General features: G+C 42.1%; 30 protein-coding genes. 17 read left to right on the top strand and 13 right to left on the bottom strand.

The window, feature by feature from the left end:
* The 6 genes from Q0037_RS01755 to Q0037_RS01780 all read left to right on the top strand — a co-directional run.
* Nucleotides 1-782, top strand: a 782-nt coding sequence (locus Q0037_RS01755) for an enoyl-CoA hydratase/isomerase family protein (RefSeq protein ID WP_297514520.1), incomplete at its 5' end; no start/stop codon positions are given.
* Nucleotides 783-861: 79 nt separating this feature from the next.
* Nucleotides 862-2,043, top strand: a complete 1,182-nt coding sequence (locus tag Q0037_RS01760; RefSeq protein WP_297514522.1) for an acetyl-CoA C-acyltransferase — start codon at nucleotides 862-864, stop codon at nucleotides 2,041-2,043.
* A gap of 50 nt (nucleotides 2,044-2,093) precedes the next feature.
* Complete coding sequence (locus tag Q0037_RS01765; protein ID WP_297514525.1) at nucleotides 2,094-2,450, top strand: four helix bundle protein; 357 nt, start codon at nucleotides 2,094-2,096, stop codon at nucleotides 2,448-2,450.
* A gap of 32 nt (nucleotides 2,451-2,482) precedes the next feature.
* A complete protein-coding gene (locus Q0037_RS01770) occupies nucleotides 2,483-4,273 on the top strand; it encodes an acyl-CoA dehydrogenase family protein (protein ID WP_297514528.1) in 1,791 nt (596 codons plus the stop codon).
* Between the two features lie 115 nt (nucleotides 4,274-4,388).
* Nucleotides 4,389-4,910, top strand: a complete 522-nt coding sequence (locus Q0037_RS01775) for a superoxide dismutase family protein (RefSeq protein WP_297514531.1) — start codon at nucleotides 4,389-4,391, stop codon at nucleotides 4,908-4,910.
* Nucleotides 4,911-4,974: 64 nt separating this feature from the next.
* Nucleotides 4,975-6,171: an LETM1-related biofilm-associated protein gene (locus tag Q0037_RS01780; RefSeq protein ID WP_297514534.1), complete on the top strand. Its 1,197-nt coding sequence runs from the start codon at nucleotides 4,975-4,977 to the stop codon at nucleotides 6,169-6,171.
* Here Q0037_RS01780 and can read toward each other — a convergent pair.
* The 4 genes from can to Q0037_RS11875 form a co-directional block, all read right to left on the bottom strand.
* On the bottom strand, nucleotides 6,168-6,806 hold the full coding sequence (can, locus tag Q0037_RS01785; RefSeq protein ID WP_297514537.1) for a carbonate dehydratase: 639 nt from the start codon (nucleotides 6,804-6,806) through the stop codon (nucleotides 6,168-6,170). The genes Q0037_RS01780 and can overlap by 4 nt on opposite strands.
* Before the next feature lie 29 nt (nucleotides 6,807-6,835).
* Complete coding sequence (locus tag Q0037_RS01790) at nucleotides 6,836-8,479, bottom strand: SulP family inorganic anion transporter (protein ID WP_297514541.1); 1,644 nt, start codon at nucleotides 8,477-8,479, stop codon at nucleotides 6,836-6,838.
* 247 nt (nucleotides 8,480-8,726) lie between these two features.
* Nucleotides 8,727-8,801, bottom strand: coding sequence for a hypothetical protein (locus Q0037_RS11870; RefSeq protein ID WP_367274071.1), 75 nt, complete (start codon nucleotides 8,799-8,801; stop codon nucleotides 8,727-8,729).
* A gap of 39 nt (nucleotides 8,802-8,840) precedes the next feature.
* A complete protein-coding gene (locus tag Q0037_RS11875) occupies nucleotides 8,841-9,062 on the bottom strand; it encodes a hypothetical protein (protein WP_367274070.1) in 222 nt (73 codons plus the stop codon).
* A 279-nt stretch (nucleotides 9,063-9,341) separates the two neighbouring features.
* On the opposite strand from Q0037_RS11875, the gene Q0037_RS01800 reads away from it, so the two are divergent.
* Nucleotides 9,342-10,283, top strand: a complete 942-nt coding sequence (locus Q0037_RS01800) for a LysR substrate-binding domain-containing protein (RefSeq protein WP_297514544.1) — start codon at nucleotides 9,342-9,344, stop codon at nucleotides 10,281-10,283.
* A 437-nt stretch (nucleotides 10,284-10,720) separates the two neighbouring features.
* Here Q0037_RS01800 and Q0037_RS01810 read toward each other — a convergent pair whose 3' ends face one another.
* The 4 genes from Q0037_RS01810 to Q0037_RS01825 form a co-directional block, all read right to left on the bottom strand.
* Nucleotides 10,721-10,918: a hypothetical protein gene (locus tag Q0037_RS01810; protein WP_073362501.1), complete on the bottom strand. Its 198-nt coding sequence runs from the start codon at nucleotides 10,916-10,918 to the stop codon at nucleotides 10,721-10,723.
* Nucleotides 10,919-11,030: 112 nt separating this feature from the next.
* Nucleotides 11,031-11,693, bottom strand: a complete 663-nt coding sequence (gene mnmD, locus Q0037_RS01815) for a tRNA (5-methylaminomethyl-2-thiouridine)(34)-methyltransferase MnmD (protein ID WP_297514553.1) — start codon at nucleotides 11,691-11,693, stop codon at nucleotides 11,031-11,033.
* Nucleotides 11,693-12,169: a hypothetical protein gene (locus tag Q0037_RS01820; RefSeq protein WP_297514555.1), complete on the bottom strand. Its 477-nt coding sequence runs from the start codon at nucleotides 12,167-12,169 to the stop codon at nucleotides 11,693-11,695. The genes mnmD and Q0037_RS01820 overlap by 1 nt, the downstream gene beginning before the upstream one ends.
* A 1-nt stretch (nucleotide 12,170) precedes the next feature.
* Nucleotides 12,171-12,686: a DUF4920 domain-containing protein gene (locus Q0037_RS01825; protein ID WP_297514558.1), complete on the bottom strand. Its 516-nt coding sequence runs from the start codon at nucleotides 12,684-12,686 to the stop codon at nucleotides 12,171-12,173.
* Between the two features lie 225 nt (nucleotides 12,687-12,911).
* Between Q0037_RS01825 and Q0037_RS01830 the strand changes: the two genes are divergently transcribed.
* The 3 genes from Q0037_RS01830 (at nucleotide 12,912) to Q0037_RS01840 (ending at nucleotide 15,301) form a co-directional block, all read left to right on the top strand.
* Entirely contained in the window at nucleotides 12,912-13,979 is a 1,068-nt protein-coding gene (locus tag Q0037_RS01830; RefSeq protein WP_297514561.1) for a branched-chain amino acid aminotransferase, read from the top strand.
* 157 nt (nucleotides 13,980-14,136) lie between these two features.
* A complete protein-coding gene (locus Q0037_RS01835; protein ID WP_297514564.1) occupies nucleotides 14,137-14,730 on the top strand; it encodes a hypothetical protein in 594 nt (197 codons plus the stop codon).
* A gap of 40 nt (nucleotides 14,731-14,770) precedes the next feature.
* A complete protein-coding gene (locus tag Q0037_RS01840) occupies nucleotides 14,771-15,301 on the top strand; it encodes a hypothetical protein (RefSeq protein ID WP_297514568.1) in 531 nt (176 codons plus the stop codon).
* 71 nt (nucleotides 15,302-15,372) lie between these two features.
* Here the strand turns inward: Q0037_RS01840 and Q0037_RS01845 are convergent, their stop codons facing one another.
* Nucleotides 15,373-16,857, bottom strand: a complete 1,485-nt coding sequence (locus tag Q0037_RS01845; RefSeq protein WP_297514570.1) for an aminotransferase class V-fold PLP-dependent enzyme — start codon at nucleotides 16,855-16,857, stop codon at nucleotides 15,373-15,375.
* Between the two features lie 153 nt (nucleotides 16,858-17,010).
* Between Q0037_RS01845 and Q0037_RS01850 the strand changes: the two genes are divergently transcribed.
* Complete coding sequence (locus tag Q0037_RS01850; protein WP_297514573.1) at nucleotides 17,011-18,579, top strand: YdiU family protein; 1,569 nt, start codon at nucleotides 17,011-17,013, stop codon at nucleotides 18,577-18,579.
* Nucleotides 18,580-18,612: 33 nt separating this feature from the next.
* On the opposite strand, the gene Q0037_RS01855 is transcribed toward Q0037_RS01850, so the two are convergent.
* Together Q0037_RS01855 and Q0037_RS01860 are read right to left on the bottom strand one after the other, a co-directional pair.
* Complete coding sequence (locus Q0037_RS01855) at nucleotides 18,613-18,843, bottom strand: hypothetical protein (protein WP_297514734.1); 231 nt, start codon at nucleotides 18,841-18,843, stop codon at nucleotides 18,613-18,615.
* Complete coding sequence (locus Q0037_RS01860) at nucleotides 18,804-20,423, bottom strand: S41 family peptidase (RefSeq protein WP_297514576.1); 1,620 nt, start codon at nucleotides 20,421-20,423, stop codon at nucleotides 18,804-18,806. The genes Q0037_RS01855 and Q0037_RS01860 overlap by 40 nt, the downstream gene beginning before the upstream one ends.
* A gap of 95 nt (nucleotides 20,424-20,518) precedes the next feature.
* Here Q0037_RS01860 and Q0037_RS01865 point away from each other — a divergent pair, with 95 nt between their 5' ends.
* Nucleotides 20,519-20,899 carry a DUF2809 domain-containing protein gene (locus Q0037_RS01865; RefSeq protein ID WP_297514578.1) on the top strand — a complete coding sequence of 127 codons (381 nt, stop codon included), beginning with the start codon at nucleotides 20,519-20,521 and terminating at the stop codon, nucleotides 20,897-20,899.
* A 31-nt stretch (nucleotides 20,900-20,930) separates the two neighbouring features.
* Here Q0037_RS01865 and glmM read toward each other — a convergent pair whose 3' ends face one another.
* Complete coding sequence (gene glmM, locus Q0037_RS01870; RefSeq protein ID WP_297514581.1) at nucleotides 20,931-22,319, bottom strand: phosphoglucosamine mutase; 1,389 nt, start codon at nucleotides 22,317-22,319, stop codon at nucleotides 20,931-20,933.
* Between the two features lie 269 nt (nucleotides 22,320-22,588).
* On the opposite strand from glmM, the gene Q0037_RS01875 reads away from it, so the two are divergent.
* The 5 genes from Q0037_RS01875 to Q0037_RS01895 all read left to right on the top strand — a co-directional run bounded on the left by Q0037_RS01875 (nucleotide 22,589) and on the right by Q0037_RS01895 (nucleotide 25,757).
* Nucleotides 22,589-22,960, top strand: coding sequence for a response regulator transcription factor (locus Q0037_RS01875; protein WP_297514583.1), 372 nt, complete (start codon nucleotides 22,589-22,591; stop codon nucleotides 22,958-22,960).
* 2 nt (nucleotides 22,961-22,962) lie between these two features.
* On the top strand, nucleotides 22,963-23,343 hold the full coding sequence (locus tag Q0037_RS01880) for a hypothetical protein (protein WP_297514586.1): 381 nt from the start codon (nucleotides 22,963-22,965) through the stop codon (nucleotides 23,341-23,343).
* Nucleotides 23,344-23,487: 144 nt separating this feature from the next.
* Nucleotides 23,488-24,429, top strand: a complete 942-nt coding sequence (locus tag Q0037_RS01885; protein WP_297514589.1) for a hypothetical protein — start codon at nucleotides 23,488-23,490, stop codon at nucleotides 24,427-24,429.
* A 61-nt stretch (nucleotides 24,430-24,490) separates the two neighbouring features.
* The gene (locus Q0037_RS01890) at nucleotides 24,491-25,102 is read left to right on the top strand and encodes an acyl carrier protein phosphodiesterase (protein ID WP_297514592.1); all 612 of its coding nucleotides are present in this window, start codon (nucleotides 24,491-24,493) and stop codon (nucleotides 25,100-25,102) included.
* Nucleotides 25,089-25,757, top strand: coding sequence for a DNA alkylation repair protein (locus Q0037_RS01895; RefSeq protein WP_297514595.1), 669 nt, complete (start codon nucleotides 25,089-25,091; stop codon nucleotides 25,755-25,757). Before Q0037_RS01890 ends, Q0037_RS01895 begins: the two co-directional genes overlap by 14 nt.
* On the opposite strand, the gene Q0037_RS01900 is transcribed toward Q0037_RS01895, so the two are convergent.
* Nucleotides 25,749-26,306, bottom strand: a complete 558-nt coding sequence (locus Q0037_RS01900; RefSeq protein ID WP_297514598.1) for a hypothetical protein — start codon at nucleotides 26,304-26,306, stop codon at nucleotides 25,749-25,751. The genes Q0037_RS01895 and Q0037_RS01900 overlap by 9 nt on opposite strands.
* Nucleotide 26,307: the final 1 nt, after the last annotated feature.

The following is a 26,307-nucleotide window of genomic DNA, read 5'->3' on the forward strand; positions in this document are numbered from 1 at the left end:
TAGGCGCCAATATCGGAATGATTTTCATGATGGCGGTCGAACAAGAATACGACGAATTGAATATGGCCATCAAACTGTTCCAAAACACCATGATGCGTTGCCGTTACTCTTCGATACCCGTTATTGTTGCGCCGCATGGTATGACATTGGGTGGTGGATGTGAAATGACCTTACATGCCGACCGGGTAGTAGCTGCTGCAGAAACCTATATTGGTTTGGTGGAATTTGGTGTTGGAGTAATCCCTGGAGGTGGCGGTTCAAAAGAAATGACGTTACGTGCAGCCGACCTATTCCATAAAAACGATGTGGAATTGAATGTGTTGCAGGAATATTTCTTGACTATTGGAATGGCCAAAGTGGCTACTTCTGCGTATGAAGCGTTTGACCTTGGACTCTTACAAAAAGGTAAAGATATTGTGGTAGTAAACCGTGATCGTCAAATTGCCACTGCGAAACAAATTGCCTTGCAAATGGCCGAACAAGGATATACACAACCCGTGCAACGCAAAGACATTAAAGTGCTTGGAAAACAAGCGCTTGGAATGTTCTTGGTGGGAACCGATCAAATGGTAGCTGGGCAATACATCTCGGAACACGACCGCAAAATTGCGAATAAACTGGCCTATGTGATGGCTGGTGGGGATTTGTCTGAACCAACTTTGGTCTCTGAACAGTATTTGTTGGATATCGAACGGGAAGCGTTTTTGAGTTTGTGTACCGAACGCAAAACGTTGGAGCGTATTCAGTTTATGTTGACCAAAGGGAAACCACTACGTAATTAATAATCTAAATGTTGAATTATAAATTTTAAATGACCGTAACAAATCATTTATAATTTACCATTCAAAATTCATAATAACAATGAAGACAGCCTATATCGTAAAAGGATACCGCACCGCAGTAGGGAAAGCCCCGAAAGGATTATTCCGATTCAAACGTCCGGATGAATTGGCGGCGGAAACCATAGAATATTTAATGCAACAACTACCCGATTTCGATCGTGCGCGCATCGATGATGTGATGGTGGGTAACGCCATGCCAGAGGCCGAACAAGGTCTCAATATGGGACGATTAATCTCCTTAATGGGATTAAAAGTTACCGATGTTCCTGGGGTAACCGTCAATCGGTACTGTGCTTCGGGCGTAGAAACCATCAGTATGGCGGTAGCGAAAATTCAGAGTGGCATGGCCGACTGTATCATCGCGGGTGGAGCCGAAAGTATGAGCTACATACCAATGGGGGGCTACAAACCTACCCCCGATTACAAAGTCGCAGCCGCAGGTCATGAAGATTATTATTGGGGCATGGGACTCACGGCTGAAGCCGTAGCAAAACAGTTCAATGTTTCACGCGAAGACCAAGATGCTTTTGCCTTTGCTTCGCACCAAAAAGCGATCAAAGCCCAGCAAAAAGGCCGGTTTACGAATCAAATTGTACCCATAACCGTTGAACATACCTTCATTAACGAAGGGGGTAAAAAAGAAACCAAAAACTATACGGTAACTCAAGACGAAGGGCCAAGAGCCGACACTAATTTGGAAGCCCTTGCCAAATTACGCCCCGTTTTTGCCGCTGATGGTAGTGTAACCGCAGGAAATGCCTCGCAAATGAGTGATGGTGCCGCTTTTGTAATGATTATGAGCGAAGCCTTGGTTAAAGAACTCAATTTAGAACCCATCGCACGCATGGTGAGTTATGCCGCGGCGGGTGTTGAACCCCGAATTATGGGTATCGGTCCGGTGAAAGCGATTCCGAAAGCCTTGCAACAAGCCGGATTGCATTTGAAAGATATCGACTTAATTGAACTGAACGAAGCTTTTGCTTCCCAGTCGTTGGCTGTGATTCGCGAATTGGATATTAATCCAGAAATCGTCAATGTCAACGGAGGCGCGATTGCTTTGGGTCACCCCCTAGGTTGTACCGGTGCCAAACTTTCGGTCCAACTCTTTGACGAAATGAAACAACGCGGCAGCAAGTACGGCATCGTGTCGATGTGTGTGGGCACGGGACAAGGAGCTGCGGGAATCTATGAATTATTATAAATTAGAAATTAGAAATTTTGAATGTAAGCCATAAATAATGAGAACAAGCCATGAAAGAAAATATAATTGCCAAAAAGACCTTTGTTTTTGCTTTGACAATGATTGATTTGTATTTGGAATTAAAAAGAGAAAATGAATTTATTCTTTCTAAACAAATTATTCGATCAGGGACAAGCATTGGTGCAAATGTAGAAGAAGCTATTGCGGCTCAATCTAAAAGAGATTTTATTAGTAAAATTAGTATTGCAGCAAAAGAAGCGAGAGAAACTAAGTATTGGTTACGTTTAGTTCAGGAATCTAAAATTTCAAACCTAGATGTAATCAAACCACTGGAAGAAATAGAACACATTATAAATATCCTGACGAAGATTGTCAAAACAAGTCAGCAATCGGAGTCCAAAATTTAAAATTTAAAATATAGAATTTAAAATATAAAATCATGGCAGATATCACTAGAGGTGGTCAATTCCTCGTAAAAGAAACCCCGTGTGAGAATATCTTCACTCCTGAAGATTTTTCAGAAGAACAAATCATGATGCGCGATGCTGTAAAGGAATTCGTGGACAAAGAAATTTGGGCGAATAAAGTGCGCTTCGAGCAAAAAGACTATGCCTTTACCGAAGAGGTAATGCGCAAAGCCGGAGAAATGGGCTTTTTAAGCGTAGCCGTTCCTGCCGAATACGGAGGCATGGGTATGGGATTTGTCGATACCTGTTTGGTGTGTGACTATATTTCGGGAGCTACAGGTTCGTTTTCTACCGCTTTTGGCGCACATACCGGAATCGGGACGATGCCCATTACCTTGTATGGAACGGATGAGCAAAAGAAAAAATATGTTCCTAAATTGGCTTCTGGCGAATGGTTTGGTGCGTATTGCTTAACAGAGCCTGGAGCGGGTTCGGATGCCAATTCAGGAAAAACGAAAGCGGAATTAACGGCTGACGGGAAACATTACAAAATTACGGGACAGAAAATGTGGATTTCCAATGCGGGATTCTGTTCGCTGTTCATTGTTTTTGCCCGTATTGAAGACGATAAGAACATCACTGGATTTATTGTCGAAAATGACCCTAATAACGGGATTTCATTAGGGGAAGAAGAGCATAAATTAGGGATTCGCTCCTCCTCTACCCGTCAAGTTTTCTTTAATGAAACCTTGGTGCCCGTTGAAAATATGTTGGCCGGTCGTGGTGAAGGCTTCAAAATCGCCATGAATGCCTTGAATGTAGGTCGTATCAAATTGGCCGCGGCTTGTCTTGATGCGCAACGTCGTTTGGCCAACAATGCGGTAGGCTATGCCAACGAGCGTTTCCAATTTAACGTTCCGATTGCTTCATTTGGTGCGATTCGTCAAAAATTAGCCAACATGGCCACTTCAGCTTTTGCTGGAGAAAGTGCGACTTATCGTGCCGCATACGATATTCAAAACCGTATTGCCATTCGTGAAAGCGAAGGCGCTTCTCATCAAGAAGCCGAATTGAAAGGCGTTGAAGAATTTGCTATCGAATGTTCGATTCTAAAAGTTGCCGTTTCTGAAGATGCTCAAAACTGTGCTGACGAAGGAATCCAAGTTTATGGTGGTATGGGATTCTCGGAAGATACGCCCATGGAAAGTGCGTGGCGTGATGCCCGTATTGCCCGTATCTATGAAGGAACCAACGAAATCAACCGCATGCTTTCGGTAGGAATGTTGATCAAAAAAGCGATGAAAGGTCATGTGGATTTGATTACGCCTGCCATGAAAGTGCAAGAAGAATTAATGGGCATTCCATCCTTTGACACGCCTGATTATTCAGAATTGTTTAGCGAAGAAAAAGAAATCATTGGCAAATTGAAAAAAGCCTTTTTGATGGTGGCGGGGGCAGCCGTTCAAAAATACGGTCCCGATTTAGAGAAACACCAGCAACTATTGATGGCCGCTTCCGATATGTTGATTGAAATCTATATGGCTGAAAGTACCGTATTGCGCGTAGAGAAAATGGCAAAGAAAAACGGAGCTGACACGTGTAAAGAACAGATTGCAATGGCGCAATTGTATTTGTACAATGCTGTTGATACAGTGTATACCAAAGGAAAAGAAGGAATCATTTCTTTTGCTGAAGGCGATGAACAACGCATGATGTTAATGGGCTTACGTCGTTTCACCAAATACACCAACATGCCCAATGTAGTGGCGTTACGAGAAACTATTGCCGAAAAATTAATTGCCGCCAACGGCTATTGTTTTTAATATAATTAGTTACGTTAAATTGTTTGAAAACCGTCTTTCTTTGGAGAGGCGGTTTTTTTTTTTTTTTTTTTAACGAAGAACATGGAGGGAATTAATATCTTTGAAATAAAAAAAGATGAAAATCACGATACTTCGCTCGTTGGTATTAATAAGCTTACTATTTTCATGTAAGTCATCAACCGAACCCGACAAAACCGTAACAATAGCTTTGCAACCCAAAAGTAAAAGTACAGTTGCGGGATCAGCTCTTTTTACCGAAAAAAAAGGAACCGTTCTGTTGAAAGTGACCCTCAGCGGACTCCAACCGGGGGTGCATGCTATTCATATCCATGAAAAAGCCGATTGTTCGTCGGCAGATGCCACTTCGGCGGGAGGCCATTGGAATCCAACGTTTTCCAAACACGGGAAATGGGGTGAAGGCGACTATCATAAAGGAGATATTGGCAATTTTACCGCGGATATCCAAGGGAATGCTACCGTTGAATTTGCCACCGATCAATGGTGTATTGGCTGTGGAGACCCGAATAAAGATATCCTCAACAAAGGCTTAATTGTTCATGAAAAAGCCGACGATTTTGTATCGCAACCTACCGGAAATGCGGGTGGTCGCGTGGCTTGTGCAGGAATAATAAAATAAGTCTCAAAAATCGACTGCTATATAATTCGCCTATTTCAAATGCTTTCCCAAATGCAATGGCCAAATGATTAACCCTTCGGTACACGGTTGGATTGAAAAGTATTTCACTGAAGTGTCCCCACCACACTTGAGCGAAAACCTCACTGCGGAAGATTGGTACGAGGAACTGCGAGAAACGGGTTTCATTTACGGACACACCCTACAATTGCCAGGTATTCCCACAGAGACCAATATTCTTTGGTCGACAGAGGAACGTTCCAAAATTGCGCTTCTGTACGCCTTGCTTGCCGTGTATCAATTTACCACAAAACAACAAGATCAAATCGATTTTACCCAAAGGGCCAGTGCGTTTTACCAAGAAATGTCACCTGCTGGAATTGGTCAATTATGGAAAAATCTACTCCCCGCTTCACCTTCACAAAAGCTCGAAAGTTTTATCGATGGTCGAGTACAAACGAATAAAGATATTTTTCGTAAAAACTTTTCCCATATCGTAACCAATGCGCTACTATTTGTCGATGTCCTTGCGTTTCGGCATTTCCTCCTCAAAGGAAGTATCCCCGATAAGTATTTGAAGCGCATCGAGGAAACTTTAATGGGACTTGTTTCGTTGGCGTTACGCGTTAAGGGGGAAAAAACAGTGCATGATGATTTGTTGATCAAACTTTTTGACGCCTCGGTGCGGTATACCAAATTTTCAAAAATCAACATCACAGGAATTCATCAACTACCTTTTGAAGAATTTAAAGACCCGCTTGAATCCTATTATTTTCTCGATATGGTTTCTTTAGCCTTGTGGAATGATGGAAAGATTGAAAATGAAGAAAAGTATTTTGTGTATGCCTTGGGACAGTATTTACAAGTAGAGGATTCCTTTACCGAAACGGCCTTGGCTTTTACCCATCAATTTATCAGTACGCATCGTTCGGAAATGCATTATTTTAACTATTCGCATCCGGTGAAGCACTTCTATGATCAAACGGCACAAAGCGTCATTTTTTTGATTAAACGGAACAAGAAACGGCTGACGAAAGAAATTCGGGAAAGCAAGGAACTTATGCAATTGTTGGCCCAATCTACGCAACGCGATTTGGATGCCGAAGAAAAAAAGAAAATCAAAAAACAACTCTTGGATGTGTGTAAAACCATCCCTTCGTTAACAATTTTTTTGTTGCCCGGCGGTAGTTTGCTGCTCCCGTTGTTGATAAAATTTATTCCGCAGCTCCTTCCCTCGGCTTTTAATGAAAACTTGGAGGATTAAAACTTCAAACGGTAGACTTCATCCAAATCGACGTTGGATGTCAAATTAACATCCAAATCGGTTACATATCCTGAATTAAGTCCATAGACCCAACCATGAAGGGTCAAATCCTGCCCGTTTCGCCAAGCGGCTTGTACAATAGACGTTTTGGCCAAATCAAAAACCTGCTCTTGCACATTGATTTCCACAAAACGATTAAACCGTTCTTCCTCATCGACAATGGCATTGAGATAGTCCTCATGCATGCGATAAACATCTTTAATGTGGCGAATCCAATTGTCTATAATTCCAATCGATTGGTTGCCCATAGACGCTTTTATTCCTCCGCAACCGTAATGTCCACAGACCAAAATATGTTTCACTTTCAACACATTGACGGCATAATCCAAAACACTCAACATATTCATATCGGTATGCACCACCATATTGGCGATATTACGATGAACAAATACTTCACCCGGTTTTGCCCCAATAATTTCATTGGCAGGCACCCGACTATCCGAACAACCGATCCAAAGTAAAGGCGGCTGTTGTCCTTTGGATAAATCCTTGAAGTAATCGGGATCTAAGGCTAACTGGGTTTCTACCCACTTTTTGTTGTTATCTAAAATCTTTTTATAAAAATCTTGACTCATGAGTAAGGTTGGTTAGTTTGGTTGCGTTGTTACGATTCTTTTTTCTTGATGACAGGTTCCATTCGACGTCGTAATACATTGTAGCGTTGTTCGATAGTCACAAAATTCTGGTCTTCAAAATTCTCAATATCGTAATGTTCTTTAAATCCTATTAATTTTAATTTAATGTGGCGACTGGGTGCAATGACATCCCGAAACTCTTTTATCAAATCCTGCACATCGTGGGCAATGTATACCGTTTGCGACGCATCAATTACCACATGAGCGCCCTCGGGAAGTTGGCGCAACGTCGTTTTGATTGATGTTTTGTTGAGAAAAGAAACTTCCTGTGCCAAATCAATATGAATAATATCGCCCGGTTGGTAATCGGTGGCACGAAAAACATACGACCGTTTCATATTGCCCCAAATGATAAAAAGAACATTGATGAGCAATCCCAGCGCAACTCCTTTTAACAAATCGGTAAAAACCACTCCGATAAAAGTCGCTACAAAGGGAATGTATTGAAATTTTCCACGGTGGTAAAAATGCAAAAACATCTTGGGATTGGCCAATTTGTAACCGACCAACAACAATACCGCCGCGAGCGTCGCTTTGGGAATCCAGTTCAAGATATGAGGAATGGTCACCGCGCAAAGTAATAACAACAACCCATGAATGATGGCAGCCATTTTGGTTTTAGCACCAGCTGCTTGATTGGCCGAAGTTCGCACCACTACCGATGTCATAGGTAAACCACCTAGTAAACCACTTACGATATTTCCAACGCCTTGCGCTTTTAATTCCAAATTGGTATTGGTAAATCGTTTTTCGGTATCCATTCGATCTGCCGCTTCAATACACAACAAGGTTTCGATCGAAGCGACAATGGTTATCGTAAAGGCAATCATCCATAATTTGGGGTGACTCAATTGGGTAAAATCAGGAAAAATAAACGTCTTTTTCCATGCGTCAAAAGAATCGGGAACAGGAAGTTGTACCAAATGATCCATTTGTAAGGCCCAAGGATGGTGGATGTTATTCCAGTAGCTGTTAAGAAGTATTCCCATCAATACGGCAATCAGAGCGGGTGGTACGAAGGATATTTTTTGTACAGCCTTAATTTTAGGCCAAGCGATTAAAATCACTAGGGATAACAATGTAATCCATAGCGCTCCGGGTTCAATATGCTGATTTAATGCCCAAAGTTCGCTCAATGTATTTTGCCCGTCGTTTTGCAAAAAAGCTTCATCCCCTTCAAAATCAGGATCGTAACCAAAAGCGTGTGGCAATTGTTTGAGAAAAATAATAACACCGATACCTGCTAACATCCCTTCAATAACATTGTTAGGGAAATAGTTGGAAAGGGTTCCCGCTTTTAGATATCCTAAAATAACTTGAAAAATACCGGCTATAACGACCGCTGCAAAAAATAAGGGCAAGGACCCCAAATCGTGAATCGCAGCAAAAACGATGGCGGTGAGACCCGCCGCTGGCCCCGAAACACTTAAATGGGAATTGCTAATAGTAGCCACCACAATGCCGCCTACTACGCCTGAAATTATGCCTGAAAATAAGGGTGCTCCACTAGCTAAGGCAATACCTAAACACAACGGTAAAGCAACCAAGAACACCACCAAACCTGCGGCAAAATCGGACTTTAAATGGGCGAATAGTGAAGTGGTTTTAGACATATGCACGATTAACAAGCGAAAGGGTTGAGGAATATAGAATCGTTGTTAACCGTTTCATGAAAAACGAAAGGGCTTGATTGAACCAGTATATTTTCATGCGCATGTTGTGAATGCAGCGCACCAACGCTGTGGGAAATCCCAACTGCATTAACTGAAAAAGTCTAAAAGCAAAGTCAAAGCGAATCACTAAACAAAAATAGCCATTCCGAAAGAATACGAAAGACTATTTTGAAAAATTAAACATGACTTAAATTTCTCGCTCCAACCAAGCGCTCAACATCCAAATGGTTTTTTCCTGTTCAACGATAAAATCACTCATCATACTGCTTGTACCCACGTCACTGATAGCATCGGCCAGTTTTTAAATCACCCGTTCCATTACCAATAATTGAGGTAAACTCTCCAATAGTAACGCAATGGCCGCTTCATCACTCGAAATATTACGCCCCACAGGCAATTGATTTTGTAACGTATAGTCCTCAAAGGTATGCAAAGGCGTACTTCCTAAAGTGAGTACTCGTTCGGAAATCAAATCAATTTTCAACCGGCTATCGTTGGAGGGTGCTTCAAATGTTAGATACATATCAAAAAAAGTTACCCAAGAATGTTCCAATGTAAGCCGCTTATTTTTTGATAATACACTTAAAATTAGTGAGTAAGCAATTCAGCTTAGACGCAATGATTTCGGTTTCTTTGTGGGGCAAACCCAAGCTGTTTTGTTTTATAAAGGGGTATTTATGTAAGAATAGAATTTGTGTAAAAAAAGATGTGCTGTTTTGTTTGTTAAAAGTATCTCCTTTTATAGGCGAATAAATATAAGTTAAATTGATAGTTTTTATATTTGCATCAAATTTCATTATAAATGACCATCACACAATTGCACTATGTGCTCGCAGTAGCGGAATACCGAAACTTTACGTTGGCGGCCGAAAAATGTTTTGTAACCCAACCGACGTTGAGTATGCAGATTCAAAAGATTGAAGAAGAATTGGGCGTACTGATTTTTGACCGCAGTAAAAAACCGATTCAACTCACCGAAATTGGACAGAAAATTGTGCATCAAGCTAAAAATATCGTCAATGAAGCCGATCGAATTCAAGATATCGTAGACCAGCAAAAAGGTTTCGTAGGGGGCGAATTCCGTTTAGGAATCATTCCAACCATCATGCCAACACTATTGCCTATGTTTTTGACCAATTTTATCAAAAAATACCCCAAAGTGCAGCTGATTATTGAGGAATTGAATACGGAAGATATCATTTTCAAACTCAATAACGGTCACTTGGATGCGGCTATTGCAGCTACCCCATTACACGAAGAAAAAATCAAAGAAATCGTATTGTATTTTGAACCCTTTGTGGCGTACATACCTGAACATCATAACCATTTTGCCAAAAAAGAGATTCAAATTGAGGACTTGGATGTGGATGAGTTACTCTTGTTGCAAGATGGACATTGTTTTCGGGATAGTGTGTTGAATTTGTGCAAACGAAATGCTGACGATAAACGGGCGCATTTTCAATTGGAGAGCGGCAGCTTTGAAACGTTGATCAAACTGGCAGACGAAGGTTTAGGTACAACCTTACTCCCGTATTTGCACACTTTGGACCTAAAGGAAAGTGATCAAGCTAAATTGAGGCACTTTGTCGAACCCAAACCGGCGCGTGAGGTGAGTCTAATTTACCCCAAAAACGAATTGAAAATTCACCTTATCGATGCCCTTCGCACTTCGATTTCGGGGGTTGTTCGCGGCGCTATTGCCTTTCAAAATGTACAAATCGTAAGTCCCAAACCCACAAAATAAAAAAAGGTGTCTCAACAGACACCTTTTTGATCAAAGGGAACCTCGGTCAGACATTGCCTGAGTTCTGGTCGGTTATCGGTATAAAATTGCAGCCACTTGTGCAGCAATTCAATTTCGTAAGGCAATAAATTACTTGCGGCCTTTTTTAACTTTCTTTTGAAACGTTCGGGACTGAGGCTTACACGCTCCAATTCTGATTTCGTGTAATCGTAAATCAATCTGGGCATAGCATTTAGGGTTTAAAAGGTTAAGTTACTGATAGATTGGGATAGTAAAAGTAACTTGTTCTTTTGAATTGACCAAACATTTTTCAAAAAAAATATCGTTGAAATACTTTTTTTGTCGTTAAAAAGCATTTACGAGCAAATATTATATATTTTTCTTACAAATAAATAATTGGTTATAAAAAAAGGGAGCCGTTTAAACTCCCTTTAGTTTTATCCGTTAATACTCCGTATACATTGGCGTAATTCCGGTTTACCTTCCGTAAATCGAAGGACCCATTCGGTGAGTTCTTCGAGTTCGTAAGGCAATAAAACCCGAACCGCTTTTTCTAATTCTTTACAAAAAAGGGTTGCATCAAAGCTGACACGCTCGAGCACCGATTTTGTAAATTCATAAATAGCTCTTGGCATAGTCTGACAATTTATGGGTTAGACTTCAGATAGCGTTGGGGTAAGAACGTGTACAAATCAGAAATTCGTATATCAAATTTATTAAATTTTTGTCAGGATTACCAATTTTAACTTAGTTTTTAAAAGCCCTTAACATTTCCCGTTTGCCAGGAGCTCCTGGAAGTTTTTCCACAGTAAATCCCGCTTCCAACATGGCTTTCTTAATACTGGTTCGGCAGGCATACGTTACGAGTACCCCACCCTTTCGCATGGCGGCATATAATTTTTGAAACATCGCATTGTCCCACAACTCAGGCTGTACACGAAATCCAAACGCATCAAAATAGACCAAATCATAGCGATCGTTTTCGTTTAGGTCTTGAAAAAATTGTTGTCGTTTGGTGAGTGTAAAATGAACGCTGATTGCCGTGGGTTGGTTCCATGGAAGTTGATGCATCGTATCGAAAATGGATTGATGCTGTACAACATTTAATGCCGAAGGATAATTCATTTGCGCCACTTCCTCTTGCGCCACCGGATAGGCTTCGAGTCCCACATAATCAATCGACTGTCCGCGCTTTTCGTGCTCCAACCAAGTAATAAACGCATTGAGTCCCGTGCCAAAGCCCATTTCTAAAACAGCAACGGACTTCCTCTCAAAAAGAGAAAGTCCGCTGTGGATAAAAACATGATACGCTTCTTGTATCGCGCCGTGTTTCGAATGGTAGCTCTCCTCCCACTCGGGAATATGGAGGGTTGTCGAACCGTCAGCGGTATATATAATTTGACGTTTCACTAGGGAATGTACAACTTTTTGATACGCACCAGAGGCCCTCCACATTTTTGCTCATGGCATTGCACACAAGCATCAATCCCAGCATTGAAATGCACTTTGGCATTCTTTGGGTCGGCATACAATTGCTTTTGCGCTTCGATGTAGGCTTTGGCACGCGCTTTAAAAAAGGCATCGTTTTCGGAGGGATCAGTCATTTCAGCCGTATGGATTTTCAGGTAATGCTCTGGAAAACTCCCTACCGCTTCTCTTTTAATGATTCGTTCGCGTAATCGTTTGTTGTCGACATACATCTGTTCCATCAAAGCAGCCATTTCGGTCATCTGATACATTTCAAAACCATCCGCATCCTTGACGGTTTTGGGTTTCTCACAGGCTTCTTTTGGAGTCGATTCCTTTTTAGCTACTGGAGGAGTTTCTTTTTGTTGACAGGAAACTATCGCTAGAGAAAAGACTACTCCGAATACAAATCGTTTCATACTATTTTTTCAAATAAACGCCAGTAGCCGTGAACGCATAGGTGATTTCAGGCTTAGTAATTTTTGCGATTTCTTCTTTCGATTTCCCACCGTCTTTGGCGTAATGCTTCAACTCATCAACAGAAACCACATCGACAAAGGCTTTTCCACGAACAATTGCTTCGGCATTATCGGCATTCAAAGGAACAAAAAAACCATAATCTTGAAAACGCACAAAGGATTCTTCCGAACCGCCAAGATCCAAACGCATCCAACACCCTTTCTTTTTACAAACGGAATTGATTTTGGACTTAAAAATGACTGTTAACGTATCGCCTTTTTTCAAGCCTTTGTATTTTTTCAACATTTGCTTTTCAGTCAAAACCTTTTTGATTTCAAATTTTTCACCAAATAATTTATAATCATTGGCGTTGTAGGCAGCGGTTGCTTTTTTTACTTGCTTTTTTTGCTCTTGGGCTTCAATAGACACGCCTACAATAAGTAAGACAACAACGAATAAGAATCCTATTTTCTTCATTTTTGAGAATTTAATTGGATACAAAGTTATAATCTTCTCAGTAATGGGCGGTATTTCAACGCTTTTTTTTCAACAAATCAAACAAAATCAAACGTATAATGAAAATGCGTGATGTTTTCATTCAAAAGCCGTTCAACCTATATTTTTTTTTAGTAGTTTAGCCAAAAACCAAAACATCACACCAACTTCTTTTATCCCAGCATTGATGCGGGCTTTATGACAATAATGGATGCAGCAAACACCCCTGAAATTACCCTTTTAAAGGCGTCAACTTCCAAAATTGATACAGTAGATTTTGAAAATCTTACGTTTGGCAATATTTTTACCGACCACATGCTGGTTTGTGACTTCAAAGATGGACAATGGCAAACCCCGGTAATCAAACCTTATGAGCCTTTTCTAATTGATCCCTCAGCCAAAGTTTTTCACTACGGACAAGCGATTTTTGAAGGGATGAAAGCCTATCGCGATTCTGACGATCAGGTTTGGTTATTCCGACCCGATCAAAATATGGATCGCTTTAATAAATCGGCTATACGCTTGGCGATGCCAGAAGTTCCCGAGTCCATTTTTATTGGCGGACTCAAACAACTCGTGGCTTTGGAAGAGGCTTGGGTGAAAGACGGCAAAGGAAATTCCCTGTACATCCGTCCGTTTATGATTGCGATTGGTTCGGGTGTTATTGCTCAACCTTCGACGCAATACCGATTTATGATTATTCTTTCACCTGCGAAGTCATACTATTCGGGCGAAGTGAAAGTGATTATTGCCGAACATTACAGCCGTGCCGCCAATGGTGGAATCGGTGCCGCCAAAGCCGCAGGAAACTATTCGGCACAGTTTTATCCCACCAAATTGGCGAACGAACAAGGGTTCCAACAGATTATTTGGACCGATGATGCAACCCATACCAAATTGGAAGAAGCGGGAACCATGAATGTGTTCTTCCGAATTAATGATACGTTAATCACGGCTCCCACTAGCGAACGTATTTTGGACGGCGTTACCCGTAAATCACTAATCGATTTGGCACAAAAAGAAGGTATTGCCGTTGACGTGCGATCGCTGACGGTGCAAGAACTCATTCAGGCAGCCCAAGACGGCTGTTTGAAAGAAATCTTCGGAGCAGGAACCGCCGCCGTAGTGAGTCCGATTAAAGGCTTTCAATACCAAGAGTACTATCACGAACTCCCCCCGCAAGAGCAACCGATGGCTTTATTCTTGAAAGACAAACTCACGAATATTCAATACAAACTAGAAGACGATCCGTTTGGATGGACGGTTAAAGTATAAAATAGGCAGCTTCGGCTGCTTTTTTAGTGGATGATTGTTTGGTTGATGGTGTTTTACGAATAATTGAAAAACTGATTTCTGTTAATTGCTTACTGACGAATGACTACACTCAATAATAACCCCAAAGAAAGAATTGTACTTCCTTAATCGCATTGCCATGGAAAATACAATGACGACTAACCCAATTGGAGAACAATTATGGCAAGGAGCAGCCGCTTTTTGGAAACATGAACAAACGCATGACGGAAGTATCGTCGACGGGTTGGAGATCTTCGGTAAATTGTCGGAAGAGGAATATCACTTCAATGCAATCAGTTTGGTTTATATCCTAGCAAACGCGGAAGAAAATCCGAACATAAAAGGCTTAAAAGACACTTTATTGCATGCTATTACTTCTATTATCGGGGCAAATTATAAAAAAGAGCATCTCCATTTTTTAGAAGAACGAGCGCAAACCGAAAAAACAGGTCAAGGCATACACGCTTTAGACTACTACCTTCGCTTGGGGAGTTATCATGAATCGCTTCGACCGCAAGTCATTGATTTTGTGGTGGATCATTATACTACATTTTCAAGTGAACAACTCAATCTAACGGGGTTTTACCTTTACAATGTTTACCCCAAAACCCAAGAATATTTTTCGCTTTTTCAAACCATAGTCAACTTCCATAAAGGAATTGCTCCTGAAAACAACGAAAATCCGATGGGCTTTCTCGAACCCGAAACCAAACCTTGGTGGAAGTTTTGGTAGATTATTGTAAATTTAGAATTTGAAAATTAATGCATCGCTTATGAAACGTATCCTTTTAGTAGTCACCCTTATCAGTTTTGCCACGGCTTGTGAGCAAAACAAAAAAGCCGAAGCCACAGGCAATTTACCTTTTTACACCTTCGATGAAGTCATTCATTATTCCGTACCTGTTTCCAAAAGCGAACTGGATAGCATCATTGGAAAATCTGAAAAATCCAGAAAAGAATTGGGCTTGCTGCAAATAGTAACGGGAAATATTCCGGTTTCGACGCAAGATTCATTATTCATTAGCAATATGGATATTCTTGGCTTTGAAAAACAAGTTATCGATCCCAAAAAATACGAGGCATTAGAAAAACTATTCTCCAAACGCGAACCTACTCAACCAATACAACCCTCCTGTAAAACGGGTTACACCGACATTTTAGTTTTTCGAAAAAAGGGAAAATTCATGGGATCAGTCAAACTGAATTTTGAATGCCAACGCCATCAAATGGTGGGACAACGCTACAACGATGCCGATTTTGGACAATCGGGAGAATATGAGGCGTTGAAGAAGTTGTTGCAATAGCTTCTGAGATTCTGAGCTGCTGAGCTCCTGAGCCTCTTTCATTCAACATTTATAATTTAAAATTTATAATTTCAAACAAACCAACTTTGCACCATCGCCTTTTCCACGGCTACTGCTTTCTTGTGCGTAAAGTCGTTTTTCTTTGGGTTGTACTGATAATCCGAAGCCCATTCCTGGTGATGTGCCGCCAAGGCAATAATGCTCTGACATACATATTCAATCTCTGCTGAAGTGGTGGTGGGGTGAATCGACATGCGAATCCATCCCGGTTTTTGGGTTAAATCGCCTTCGTCAATCGAGCAGGTCAAATGATGCGAGGTTTCTTGATCCACATGCAGTAAATAATGACCGTACGTTCCTGCGCAACTGCATCCGCCCCGGGTTTGAATCCCAAATCGGTCGTTCAATATTTTCACCCCCAAATTGTAATGCAAATCATGGATATAAAACGAAATCACGCCCAAACGATCGCGATGCTGTCCCGCCAATAGGGTAAGATTTTCAACGGGCGCTAAGTGATCAAAAATATAATCAACCAACTCATGCTCCCGCTTCATGATATTCTCCACCCCCATCGTTTCTTTCAACTGAATGGCTAAGGCCGTCTTGATTACTTGTAAAAAACCGGGCGTTCCTCCATCTTCACGGTCTTCGATATCATCGATGTATTTGTGTTCCCCCCACGGATTGGTCCAACTCACGGTGCCGCCTCCTGGGCAGTCAGGAACATTATTTTTGTATAAGTTTTTATTAAAAATCAACACGCCAGAAGTCCCAGGTCCCCCTAAAAACTTATGCGGCGAGAAGAAAATAGCATCCAAATACGCTTCGGGATCGGCGGGATGCATATCGATGTGAACATACGGACCCGAACAGGCAAAATCGACAAAACAAACCCCGTTATTTTGGTGCATGATTTTTGCCACTTCGTGATACGGTGTACGAATTCCTGTTACATTAGAACACGAGGTGATCGAAGCGATTTTAAAACTTCGGTCGGCATACTTGGCCACCATTTTTTTGAATTGCTCCAAACAAAACAAACCTTCGTCATTCGCGGGAATAATCACCACATCCGCAATGGTTTCAATCCATGAGGTTTGGTTGGAATGATGTTCCATGTGCGATACAAAGACTACGGGTTTGATTTCAGTCGGCAAGCTCAGATAGTCCTTCAAATTTTCAGGAACTTTCAATCCTAAAATGCGTTGAAACTTATTGACCACTCCCGTCATTCCTGTACCCGTGTTAATTAACACATCGTTGGGACTCGCATTGACATGACGCTTGATGATTTGTTTTGCCTCATGATAGGCTAACGTCATAGCGGTTCCAGAAACCGTTGTTTCGGTATGCGTATTGGCTACAAAAGGTCCGAAGGTATCCATCAATTTTTCCTCAATCGGACGGTACAAACGACCGCTCGCTGTCCAATCGGTATAAATCAAAGGTTTTGTCCCAAAAGGCGTTTCAAATTCTTGGTCAATGCCAATAATTCCGTTGCGAAAAGACGCAAAATACGCTTCTAATTCGGTTTTTACAGCCGTGGTAATCATGAGTTTGTTGGTTTGTGGCACAAAGATAATTAAAATTAATGTCTGAATTATTCAAAGAAGTTTTGACTATCATTTAATTTTTACACACTCCCAAAAGCTCAGCAGCTCAGCAGCTCAGCTTCTCAGAAGCTCAAAAAAACCTATCTTTGCACCATGAAAAAGCTCCATTTCATCCCTCGTTTTCAAAAAGCACTTACTCCTGATCCCGAAACCGCCAATTTTGTGCGGCAAGTTCCCCAAGCCCATTATTCCTTCGTTCGACCTAGTGTTCCCTCACAACCCTATTTGATCCATGCGGTTCCTGAGGTGGTAGCGTTTCTTGGGCTAGAGCGAGATGATGTTAATACATCGGACTTCCTACACTATTTTTCAGGAAAAGAAATCTATCGCGACACCCAACCCTTTGCGATGAATTATGCGGGCCATCAGTTTGGCAATTGGGCGGGACAGTTGGGCGATGGACGTGCGATAGTTTTGGGAGAAGTGGAACACAAAAATCAAATTTGGACGCTCCAACTTAAAGGTGCGGGGCAAACGCCTTATTCCCGTCGTGGCGATGGATTGGCCGTCTTGCGCTCCTCCATTCGCGAATATTTGTGTGCCGAAGCCATGCATCATTTAGGTATACCTACCTCGCGTTCGTTGTCCTTGATAGGTACTGGTGATGAAGTCCTCCGCGATATGCTGTATGATGGCAATGCCGACTATGAAAAAGGTGCTGTGGTATGTCGGGTAGCGCCCACATTTATCCGATTTGGTAGCTTTGAAGTCCACGCCGCTCGGCAAGAGTTCGAACAACTGCAACAGTTGGCCGATTTTGTGATCAAAGAATACCATCCTGAAATAACTTTGGAAGGGCCAGAAAAGTATACCGCCTTTTTCAAAACTGTCTGTGAGCAAACCTTGCAGTTGATGGTGGAATGGCAACGAGTGGGATTTGTACACGGAGTCATGAATACCGATAACATGTCGATTCACGGCATTACCATCGATTACGGACCGTACGGATGGCTCGAGGATTTTAATCTGAATTGGACGCCCAACACCACCGACAGTCAGCACCATCGTTATGCTTATGGGAACCAACCCGATGTGGCGTTGTGGAATTTAATTCAGTTGGCCAATGCACTTTATCCCTTGATTGGAGCGGTCGAACCCTTGGAAGCAGTGTTGAATGCTTATGGGCGTCTATTTGATGCCGCATTTTTACGTATGAACCGCAATAAACTCGGACTTGAATTGGAACAAGATTCCGATGAAGCACTCGTTCATGAAGTCATGACCGTTTTGGAACGCATCGAAACCGATTACACGATTTTCTTCCGTTTGTTGTCCCACTTAAAGAAAAACGATAGCCCTGAAGCGGCTTTGACTAAAGTAAAAGACGCATTATATTCACCTAGTCAATGTACGGGTGCTGTGGAAACCGCTTGGTTGGAAATGCTTCAACACTATCTTCAACGACTTTCCATCGAATCACAATCGGATGCTGAACGTGCCGAAGCGATGAACCGTGTAAATCCCAAATATGTGCTGCGAAATTATATGACGCAATTGGCCATTGAGGCTGCCAATCAAGATGATTTTAGTTTGGTGCAGGAATTACATGAACTCCTAAAACACCCCTACGACGAACAACCTGAACAAGATAAATGGTTTGCCAAACGTCCGGATTGGGCCCGCACTAAAGTGGGATGCTCTATGTTGTCCTGTAGCTCGTAAGTCTCTAAATTACTTAAATTCTATCCTCAAAAGTTACAGGTTGATGACCGATTGCAAGGCCCATTGGAGCAATCGATCGGCGAGGCAAGGCAAAAACACGTCGCGTCCTGAAATACTAAAAGCTGCGCCTTGTGTTGGAAGACTACAAAAAGGGGCGGGAACATTTTGTATGGAAAATCGCAAACCGAATCCAACGGTGGGATTGATTTTCCAAGTACGGGTATCTAAAGGCGGTACTTCCGTGCTGCATCTTTCACCACCCACTCCATCTCAACATCACGGGCTTTGACCCGATCTTCGCGGGTAGGGATAATCGTTGTATCAGGGAAAACCCCACGCCCCATCGATTCCGACTGCGCTACGGGTTGGATATGCATCAACCCCAAGCGAACCGAAATTTTAGAGTGGGGCAAACGAACCACCGGCATGATCCCCGCCACAGTTCCGTTGAAGGCCCCGCCCGTTTCTTCGCCTACAAAATGGGTATTTGGACGTTGTTTTAAGCCCGCCGACTCAATACAGGCTGCCGAAAAACTGCCACCATTAATCAATACATACAACTTACCTGTATAAGCTTGACTTGCAGGCGTTACAGGTCGACTTCCTGTGAGTTTGTATTGATAATCCCCTTTGGAGCTTTGGGTGGTACGGAGATAGGTAAACGCCATGTAAAACGGATACCCAACAAAGAAAAAAGGATAAGCCACGGGCGACATAGAAGATATCGCTCCAAGCTTCCACAAACTCGTTTTGGACGTGACCTCTGCGGGTTGCAAAAGGGTAAAGGGTTGATCGATAAAATAACGGTATAAATTGACCGCATCCGCTACTCGTCCCCCTGGGTTGTCACGCAAATCCAGCACCAAAGTGTTGAGTTCCATTTTACGAATGGAGTCAAAAAGAATAGGATACGCTTTGCGGTGACTACTCGCTGAGAAATTTTTAATCCGTAACACGTAAAGCGTTGAATCCAACTCCGAACGTTTTAAACTCACCGCACACTCTTTAGTTGTCGGGTCGTACCCAAAAATGCGACGTTCTTTGCGTGTAAGGGTTCGCATTTTTAGCGCTGATTTCTCTGGCTTCTTGGCGGCCACTGCGCTATCGGTGGGTATTTCTTTGGCTGCTTTTTGAACGGTTTTTTTCGTCGGTTTAGGTTTGGGTTTGCGTTTCACCCACAATTGATATAGCGAATCATTTTGCTTAAATACATACTGTAAACTGTCGCGAACCCCAAATTCAGCCGTAAAATAGGTAGGCAATCGACGACCAAAACCCTTGCGGATATACGTTTCATTGAATCCATCCGAGGTTAGCGTCGGGCGGTATTGCGCATACAACGTTTGTGGTGTAATGCCATTAATGGATACGATGGAAGCACCTGGACGGATGTTTTTGTGTTCGGATTTGTTTTTGAGTACCACCATTTCACCCCCAATCCACTCCGAAGTAACCTGTGACAAGGGTCCCTCGCCAAAACCTTTGAGGTGTTTTCGTTGTGCGCGGGTCAGAGACAGTTGTGGAAAACTGGTACTCATATGCCCTTGCCGAACCGATGCGATAACGGGAGCAATAACAAAATAAAAATCCTTAGGCGTCATTGGCTGTTGGATCACACGACGAATGCTGTCAAATTTATGATGTAGCGTTTGTTCCGCGATGTACCCATGCAAATGCGGATACAATCGCTTCAACTTTTTTTGGATAAAATCAATATCTTCCTGCAATTGCGCTACGGGAATGGGTTGGGCAATTCGCTTATTGTATCGTTCCACCGAGGTACAAGAAACACTTATCCCCAGGATTCCTATAAAAACAAGCAACAATCTAAACGTTTGGGTCATACCTGAATTTTTCGCAATGATACACATTTCATTGGAAGCGTTCAAAATTCTTAACAATCTCTTGCCAAAAAACGAAAAACGGATACCTTTACGCCATGTACTTCAACCGTTCTGCTTTTCGCCTTTTTTTATACTTCTTGGCTGTTGAAATTGCCATTGCGTTGTGGGTACGTGATCGTTTTGTACGGCCTTATCTCGGTGATGTATTGGTGATTTTTTTGCTTTTCTATGCCCTAAAAAGTATACTGCAACAAACAACCCCTGTCATCGCGACAGCGGTCCTCTTTTTTGCGTTCCTAATTGAATATTTACAGTACGTAAAAGCCATTGAATGGTTGGGATTATCCCACAACCACATCGCCCAAACCATGCTTGGCAGCTCCTTTTCGGTCCACGACTTGCTTTGTTATGGCCTCGGATTTTTGGCTCTTTTTCCCCTTGAACATTTACGAAAAAAACAAAGCCACTCCAAATGAAGTGGCTTGGTAATTAGAAAATTATAGGTTTTTACACACCCGCTATACTTTTTAATTCGCTCACAAAACGACTGGCCAACGCATCGGCAGCCGCTTGAGAAGGTGCTTCGGTATAGATGCGTATGATGGGTTCGGTATTGGACTTGCGCAAATGCACCCATTCGGTCGGGAAATCAATTTTTACCCCATCAATCGTCGACAAGGGTTCATGGGCATAACGCTTTGCAATTTCGGTCATAACCCCATCAACATCAATTTGCGGGGTGAGTTCAATTTTATTCTTACTCATAAAATACTCAGGTAAACCTGCCCGAAGTTCGGCTACAGTTTGCTCTAAGCCCGCCAAATGAGTTAGAAACAAGGCCACACCAACCAAGGCATCACGACCATAGTGCAATTCTGGATAAATGATTCCGCCATTGCCTTCGCCACCAATAATCGCCTGGGTGGCTTTCATCAATTCCACGACATTAACCTCCCCTACCGCGCTGGCTTGATACGATCCGTTATGAAACTCGGTCACATCGCGCAAGGCACGAGAGGAACTCATATTGGATACGGTATTTCCAGGGGTTTTACTCAATACATAATCGGCTACAGCAACCAAGGTATACTCTTCGCCAAACATTTCTCCTTCATTGGTGATAAACGCCAAACGATCGACATCAGGATCGACTACAATTCCAAAATCGGCCTGTTCTTCGACTACTTTTTGACATATATCGCCCAAATGTTCCTTCAAAGGTTCAGGGTTGTGTGGAAAATGACCGTTGGGCGTACAATATAATTTGACCACCTCAACACCCATTTGTTCGAGTAATTTCGGAATAATGATACCACCCGAAGAATTTACCCCATCGACAACGACTTTAAATTTGCGTTTCGCTACGGCTTCTGCATCGACCAATGGTAAATTGAGTACCTCATCAATGTGAATATCCATGTAGGCATCGTTCTCCGTTACTGTGCCAAGCGTATCTACATCGGCAAAATCAAAGGCCGCAGTTTCGGCAATTTCTAAAATCATGGCACCGTCGGCTCCACTCAAAAACTCTCCTTTTGCATTCAAGAGTTTCAATGCATTCCACTGCTTTGGATTGTGTGAAGCGGTAAGAATGATTCCTCCGTCGGCTTGTTCTAAAGGCACGGCAATTTCTACTGTTGGGGTAGTCGACAGTCCAAGATCGATAACGTCAATCCCCAAACCAACAAGCGTGTTGACGACCAATTGATGAATCATCGGCCCCGAAATTCGGGCATCACGACCAATGACGACTTTTAACGTGGACTTTATCGTATGTTGTTTTAAAAAAGTTCCATAGGCAGCAGCAAATTTTACAGCATCAATAGGTGTTAAATTTTCACCCACGGCGCCTCCTATAGTGCCGCGAATACCTGAAATGGATTTAATAAGTGTCATGCTTTTTAATTTTTTTAGAGTTGAACAAAAATACAGTTTAAGGCGTATAAGCGGTACGAAGGTAAAAAAAGTAATGATTTCTTCATAGAACACTTGGATAAACAACCGAATAAATCGCTGATTTACATTGGATTTATCAAAAAGTAAAATTAATCGAGTTTTTATACCCTACAGCGATTTTTTTTGAGTTCGCCCAGCATCCCCAGTACTTTTGTACCGTTAAACCCTAGTTAAAAACCCCAACAACAGGTCTGTTGTTTATCATTGAAATGAAAAAAGTACTCGTAATTGAGGATGATAAAATGATCAAAACCATTCTCAACCACTTACTGGGTAAAGAAGGATACCTGATTGATTTTGCCATGGATGGCGAAGAGGGTGCCCGAAAATTACTCCACACCAACCCCGATGTTGTAATCACCGATATTCAATTGCCGCATGTCTCCGGAATAACGTTGGTGACGTTGAGTAAAAAATTGAACCCCAACCGACCTGTTTTTGTGGTTTCCTCTTTGGGAAGTGAAGCTGAAATTGTGGAGGAAGCCCTTGCACAAGGCGCCAACGAAGTATTGACAAAGCCCATCGCTTTTGAAGATATCGCTGAAAAAATTAGAAACGTATTACTTTTAGAAGCGGTATAACTATGGCACAATCACCAACAGCCCTTCCCTCCTTACATTTTCCTACGTTTGCGTTTGTATTGCTCTGTTGGTCATTTCCTTTAGGAATACTCTCTGTTTCAGTTGGGCCAATATATTGGGTGTGCTATGGAACACAGTATTATGCTTGGTCACCCCTACTTTTTTATACTTTCCAAACGTTACTCCTTTCGTTTCTTATTGGATTTCTACTACTCCTTTCTCAACGTACTACGCTCGTATTGATTAATCCTATAGAGGGTCTTTTGCAACGAGCCCTTTGGATCTTACTTACCCTACTATTTATAGTGGCTTTGGGCGGGTTAATTTTAGAGCCCGAGTTACTTCTTCGTATGCAACACAACCTGACCTTTCCAAATAGATAAGCTACTCGTTTTCAGTTGTTTTTTGCACAGTAAAAGACCTTCACCGTACTTTTTTCGACCGTTATCGAGTTTTTTGTCGTTATACCGATAAAATTTTATTACTGATTCCTATTACAATACATTTGATTTGTTAAAATAAAACCCATGCGCGCCTACACGCTACTTTCTTTTTACCAACAAATTACAGCCACCGATTGGGGCGCTATAATCTTGCCTATTTGTGCAGGTTTGGCGGTATTGTATATGGTGTATGCGTTTTTCTTTCGCCCAAAATCAACGGCGGAGGCCCTTCCTGATCGGCCCGAATTGAATGTGGCACTAAGCAATTTCCTTTCTGCCTATTTTGCTGGAGAATGGGATGCGGTGGAATCACAAATAGAATTCGACCATTTTAAACATACGTTTTTAGACCAACCCGATGCTTGTCGCGTGGTTTTGCACAAACTTTTAGCACCGGCTTCACCCTACCGTAACAAAGCCAATCAACCCAAATTGACGGCACTTGTCAAAGAGTGGAATTTAGATGCCTTTGTCGTGAAAGAATTATCAAGCACCAACGAATCATTGAAGCTGGAAACGTTGGAATATGCCAAAGCGATTCCCAGCCTTCAATTAAAAGATACTGTAACACAACTTGCCTTCTATAGCACAGCGGCGATGCGCATCCCCGCTTTGGTCACTTTGATTGAGTTGTGTAATTACCAACCCGAAACGTTACGCATTTACCCTCACGCTTTAACCGAAGAGGATGTGCAAAAATTGGTAGCCTTATATGGCAATCAAACCCAATGGGTCGCCGAGCAATTACCGACTTGGCTTGAGGCTACAGAACCTCAGTTTTTATGGTTTTGTTTGGCCTTGGCGCAAGAGTATAAGCTTCCGGTAGAGATGCGTACCTTGCAACAATTGGCATTTCACACACACAAGTCTCTTGGGGCCATTGCGATCCGTTTATTGGATGGATATTTGCAACCCGAATCTACAACAGGTGCTTTGCAACAATACCGAAAAAAAATGGTCTTAGAACAACCCTTGCCCGAAGCTCCCACTGCGAATGAAAATTCGTTTCAACAAGCAATCAATTAACAAATCTATACTATCAATTCTTTGAAAAGTTGCTATCTTTACCTGAGAGCAACTTTTTTTTATGAATTTCCTCGCCCACATTTACCTTTCTGGCGCCTCCGATTTATTGCGGATTGGAAATTTTATGGCCGACAGTGTGCGGGGATCACAATACAAAAATCTTCCCCAAGAGTTGCAAAAAGGAATTCTTTTGCACCGCTTCATAGATAGTTTTACCGATACACATCCGTTGTACCGCCAAAGCAAGCATCGACTACATGCAAAGTACGGACACTATTCGGGGGTAATTATGGATATTTTTTACGATCATTTTTTAGCAAAAAACTGGGAACGTTACTCGGCCACTTCACTCGAAGAATATGCTGCCGATTTCTATGTCTTACTTAAAGAAAAACACAGTTGGCTCACCGAAAAAGCACAACATATGGTGCCTTACATGATAGCTCGAAACTGGTTGGTAAGTTATGCTTCATTAGAAGGCTTAGAGAAAATTTTATTTCAAATGGACCGCCGCACCCTACAACGTGTGCAAATGCATGAAGCTATAATCGAATTGAAACAGTTTTATACCGAGTTTGAAAACGAATTTTTTGCTTTTTTCGACGAATTGGAACTCGCCTGTCGGGAAAAACGAGAAACCTTAAACCAACAATTTAACCATGCCTCCGCTTGACGAATTGGTGCACCTATTTAAACAGTACCAAAACCCAGAAAACGCCCTATCTATGAAGGCGTATATGAAAGACCATTTTGAATTCTTAGGGATCAAAGCCACCCCACGCAGAGACTTGTTTAACCGATGGTATGAAAAAAACAAAGAATCCATTCAAAATAATTTCCGCAGCTATACAGTAGCACTTTTTGAGCAACCCTATCGGGAATTGCACTATTGTGGGATGGAACTTTTTTATAAAGCGGTGAAAAAAAAGTACCTCCCCGAAGACATATACCTTATTGAACATTTGATTGTGACCCATTCTTGGTGGGATACAGTTGACTTTATCGCCAAATATTTGTTGGGTGGGTATTTAAAACAATTTCCCGAAGTCATACCGTCGGTAATCGAACGGATATCGGCGGCTCCATCGCTTTGGTTAAACCGCAGTGGCCTCCTTTTTCAATTGGGATACAAAACCCAAACGGATTTTGACCTGCTAAAAGCCGAATGTTTCAAACACAAAGATTCCAAAGAATTCTTTATCCAAAAAGCGATTGGTTGGGCACTGCGTGATTACAGTCGTTTCAATCCAAACGGCGTAAGTGATTTTGTAGAAAATACCGATTTAAAACCCTTAAGCAAACGCGAAGCCTTACGAAACTTACCGTAACTCCATCGCACCCAAACGGTACTGATAGGTTTGTTGTTGGTTGGCGCCAAACTGTTGGGGGAGTAATTGAAAATAGACCACCTGCGTAAGCACACATTCCCAAGTACGTTCGTTTTGTATACAATTAATCGTGAAGCCACTCTTCCAACTGCGGTAGGTTACCGTTTTGTATTTCACAAGTGCTGATACTGTTATTTGTATTGGATCGGATTGTGCCAATTTTTGAAGCAATTTCGCAATTGGAATAAGTGTTGGCGTAGGTGAAGTAAGGTCTACTACCAAGGTTTCTTCATTTACAAATAAAGCCAAACAGGCGGTTTCCATTTCGTTGCGCAACGATGGGTCGAGTCCAGGTTGTGTGAGCTGCTGCAGGTAAAAAAACAATTCTTGGATTTTTACATCCGAATTCTCTTGATAGGCTTGCAAAACCGGCGCTGCAAAAACCTGTTGCAACGATTGTTCGTTGGTGGTTTTCATAGATTCTGTAGCGGCCTGACTCCACACCGAAGCACTCCATAGAAAAACGATACCTACTAACCATCTGCGCATA

Origin of the sequence: Flavobacterium sp. (genome assembly GCF_027482425.1) — a bacterium.
Lineage (GTDB): Bacteria > Bacteroidota > Bacteroidia > Flavobacteriales > Flavobacteriaceae > Flavobacterium.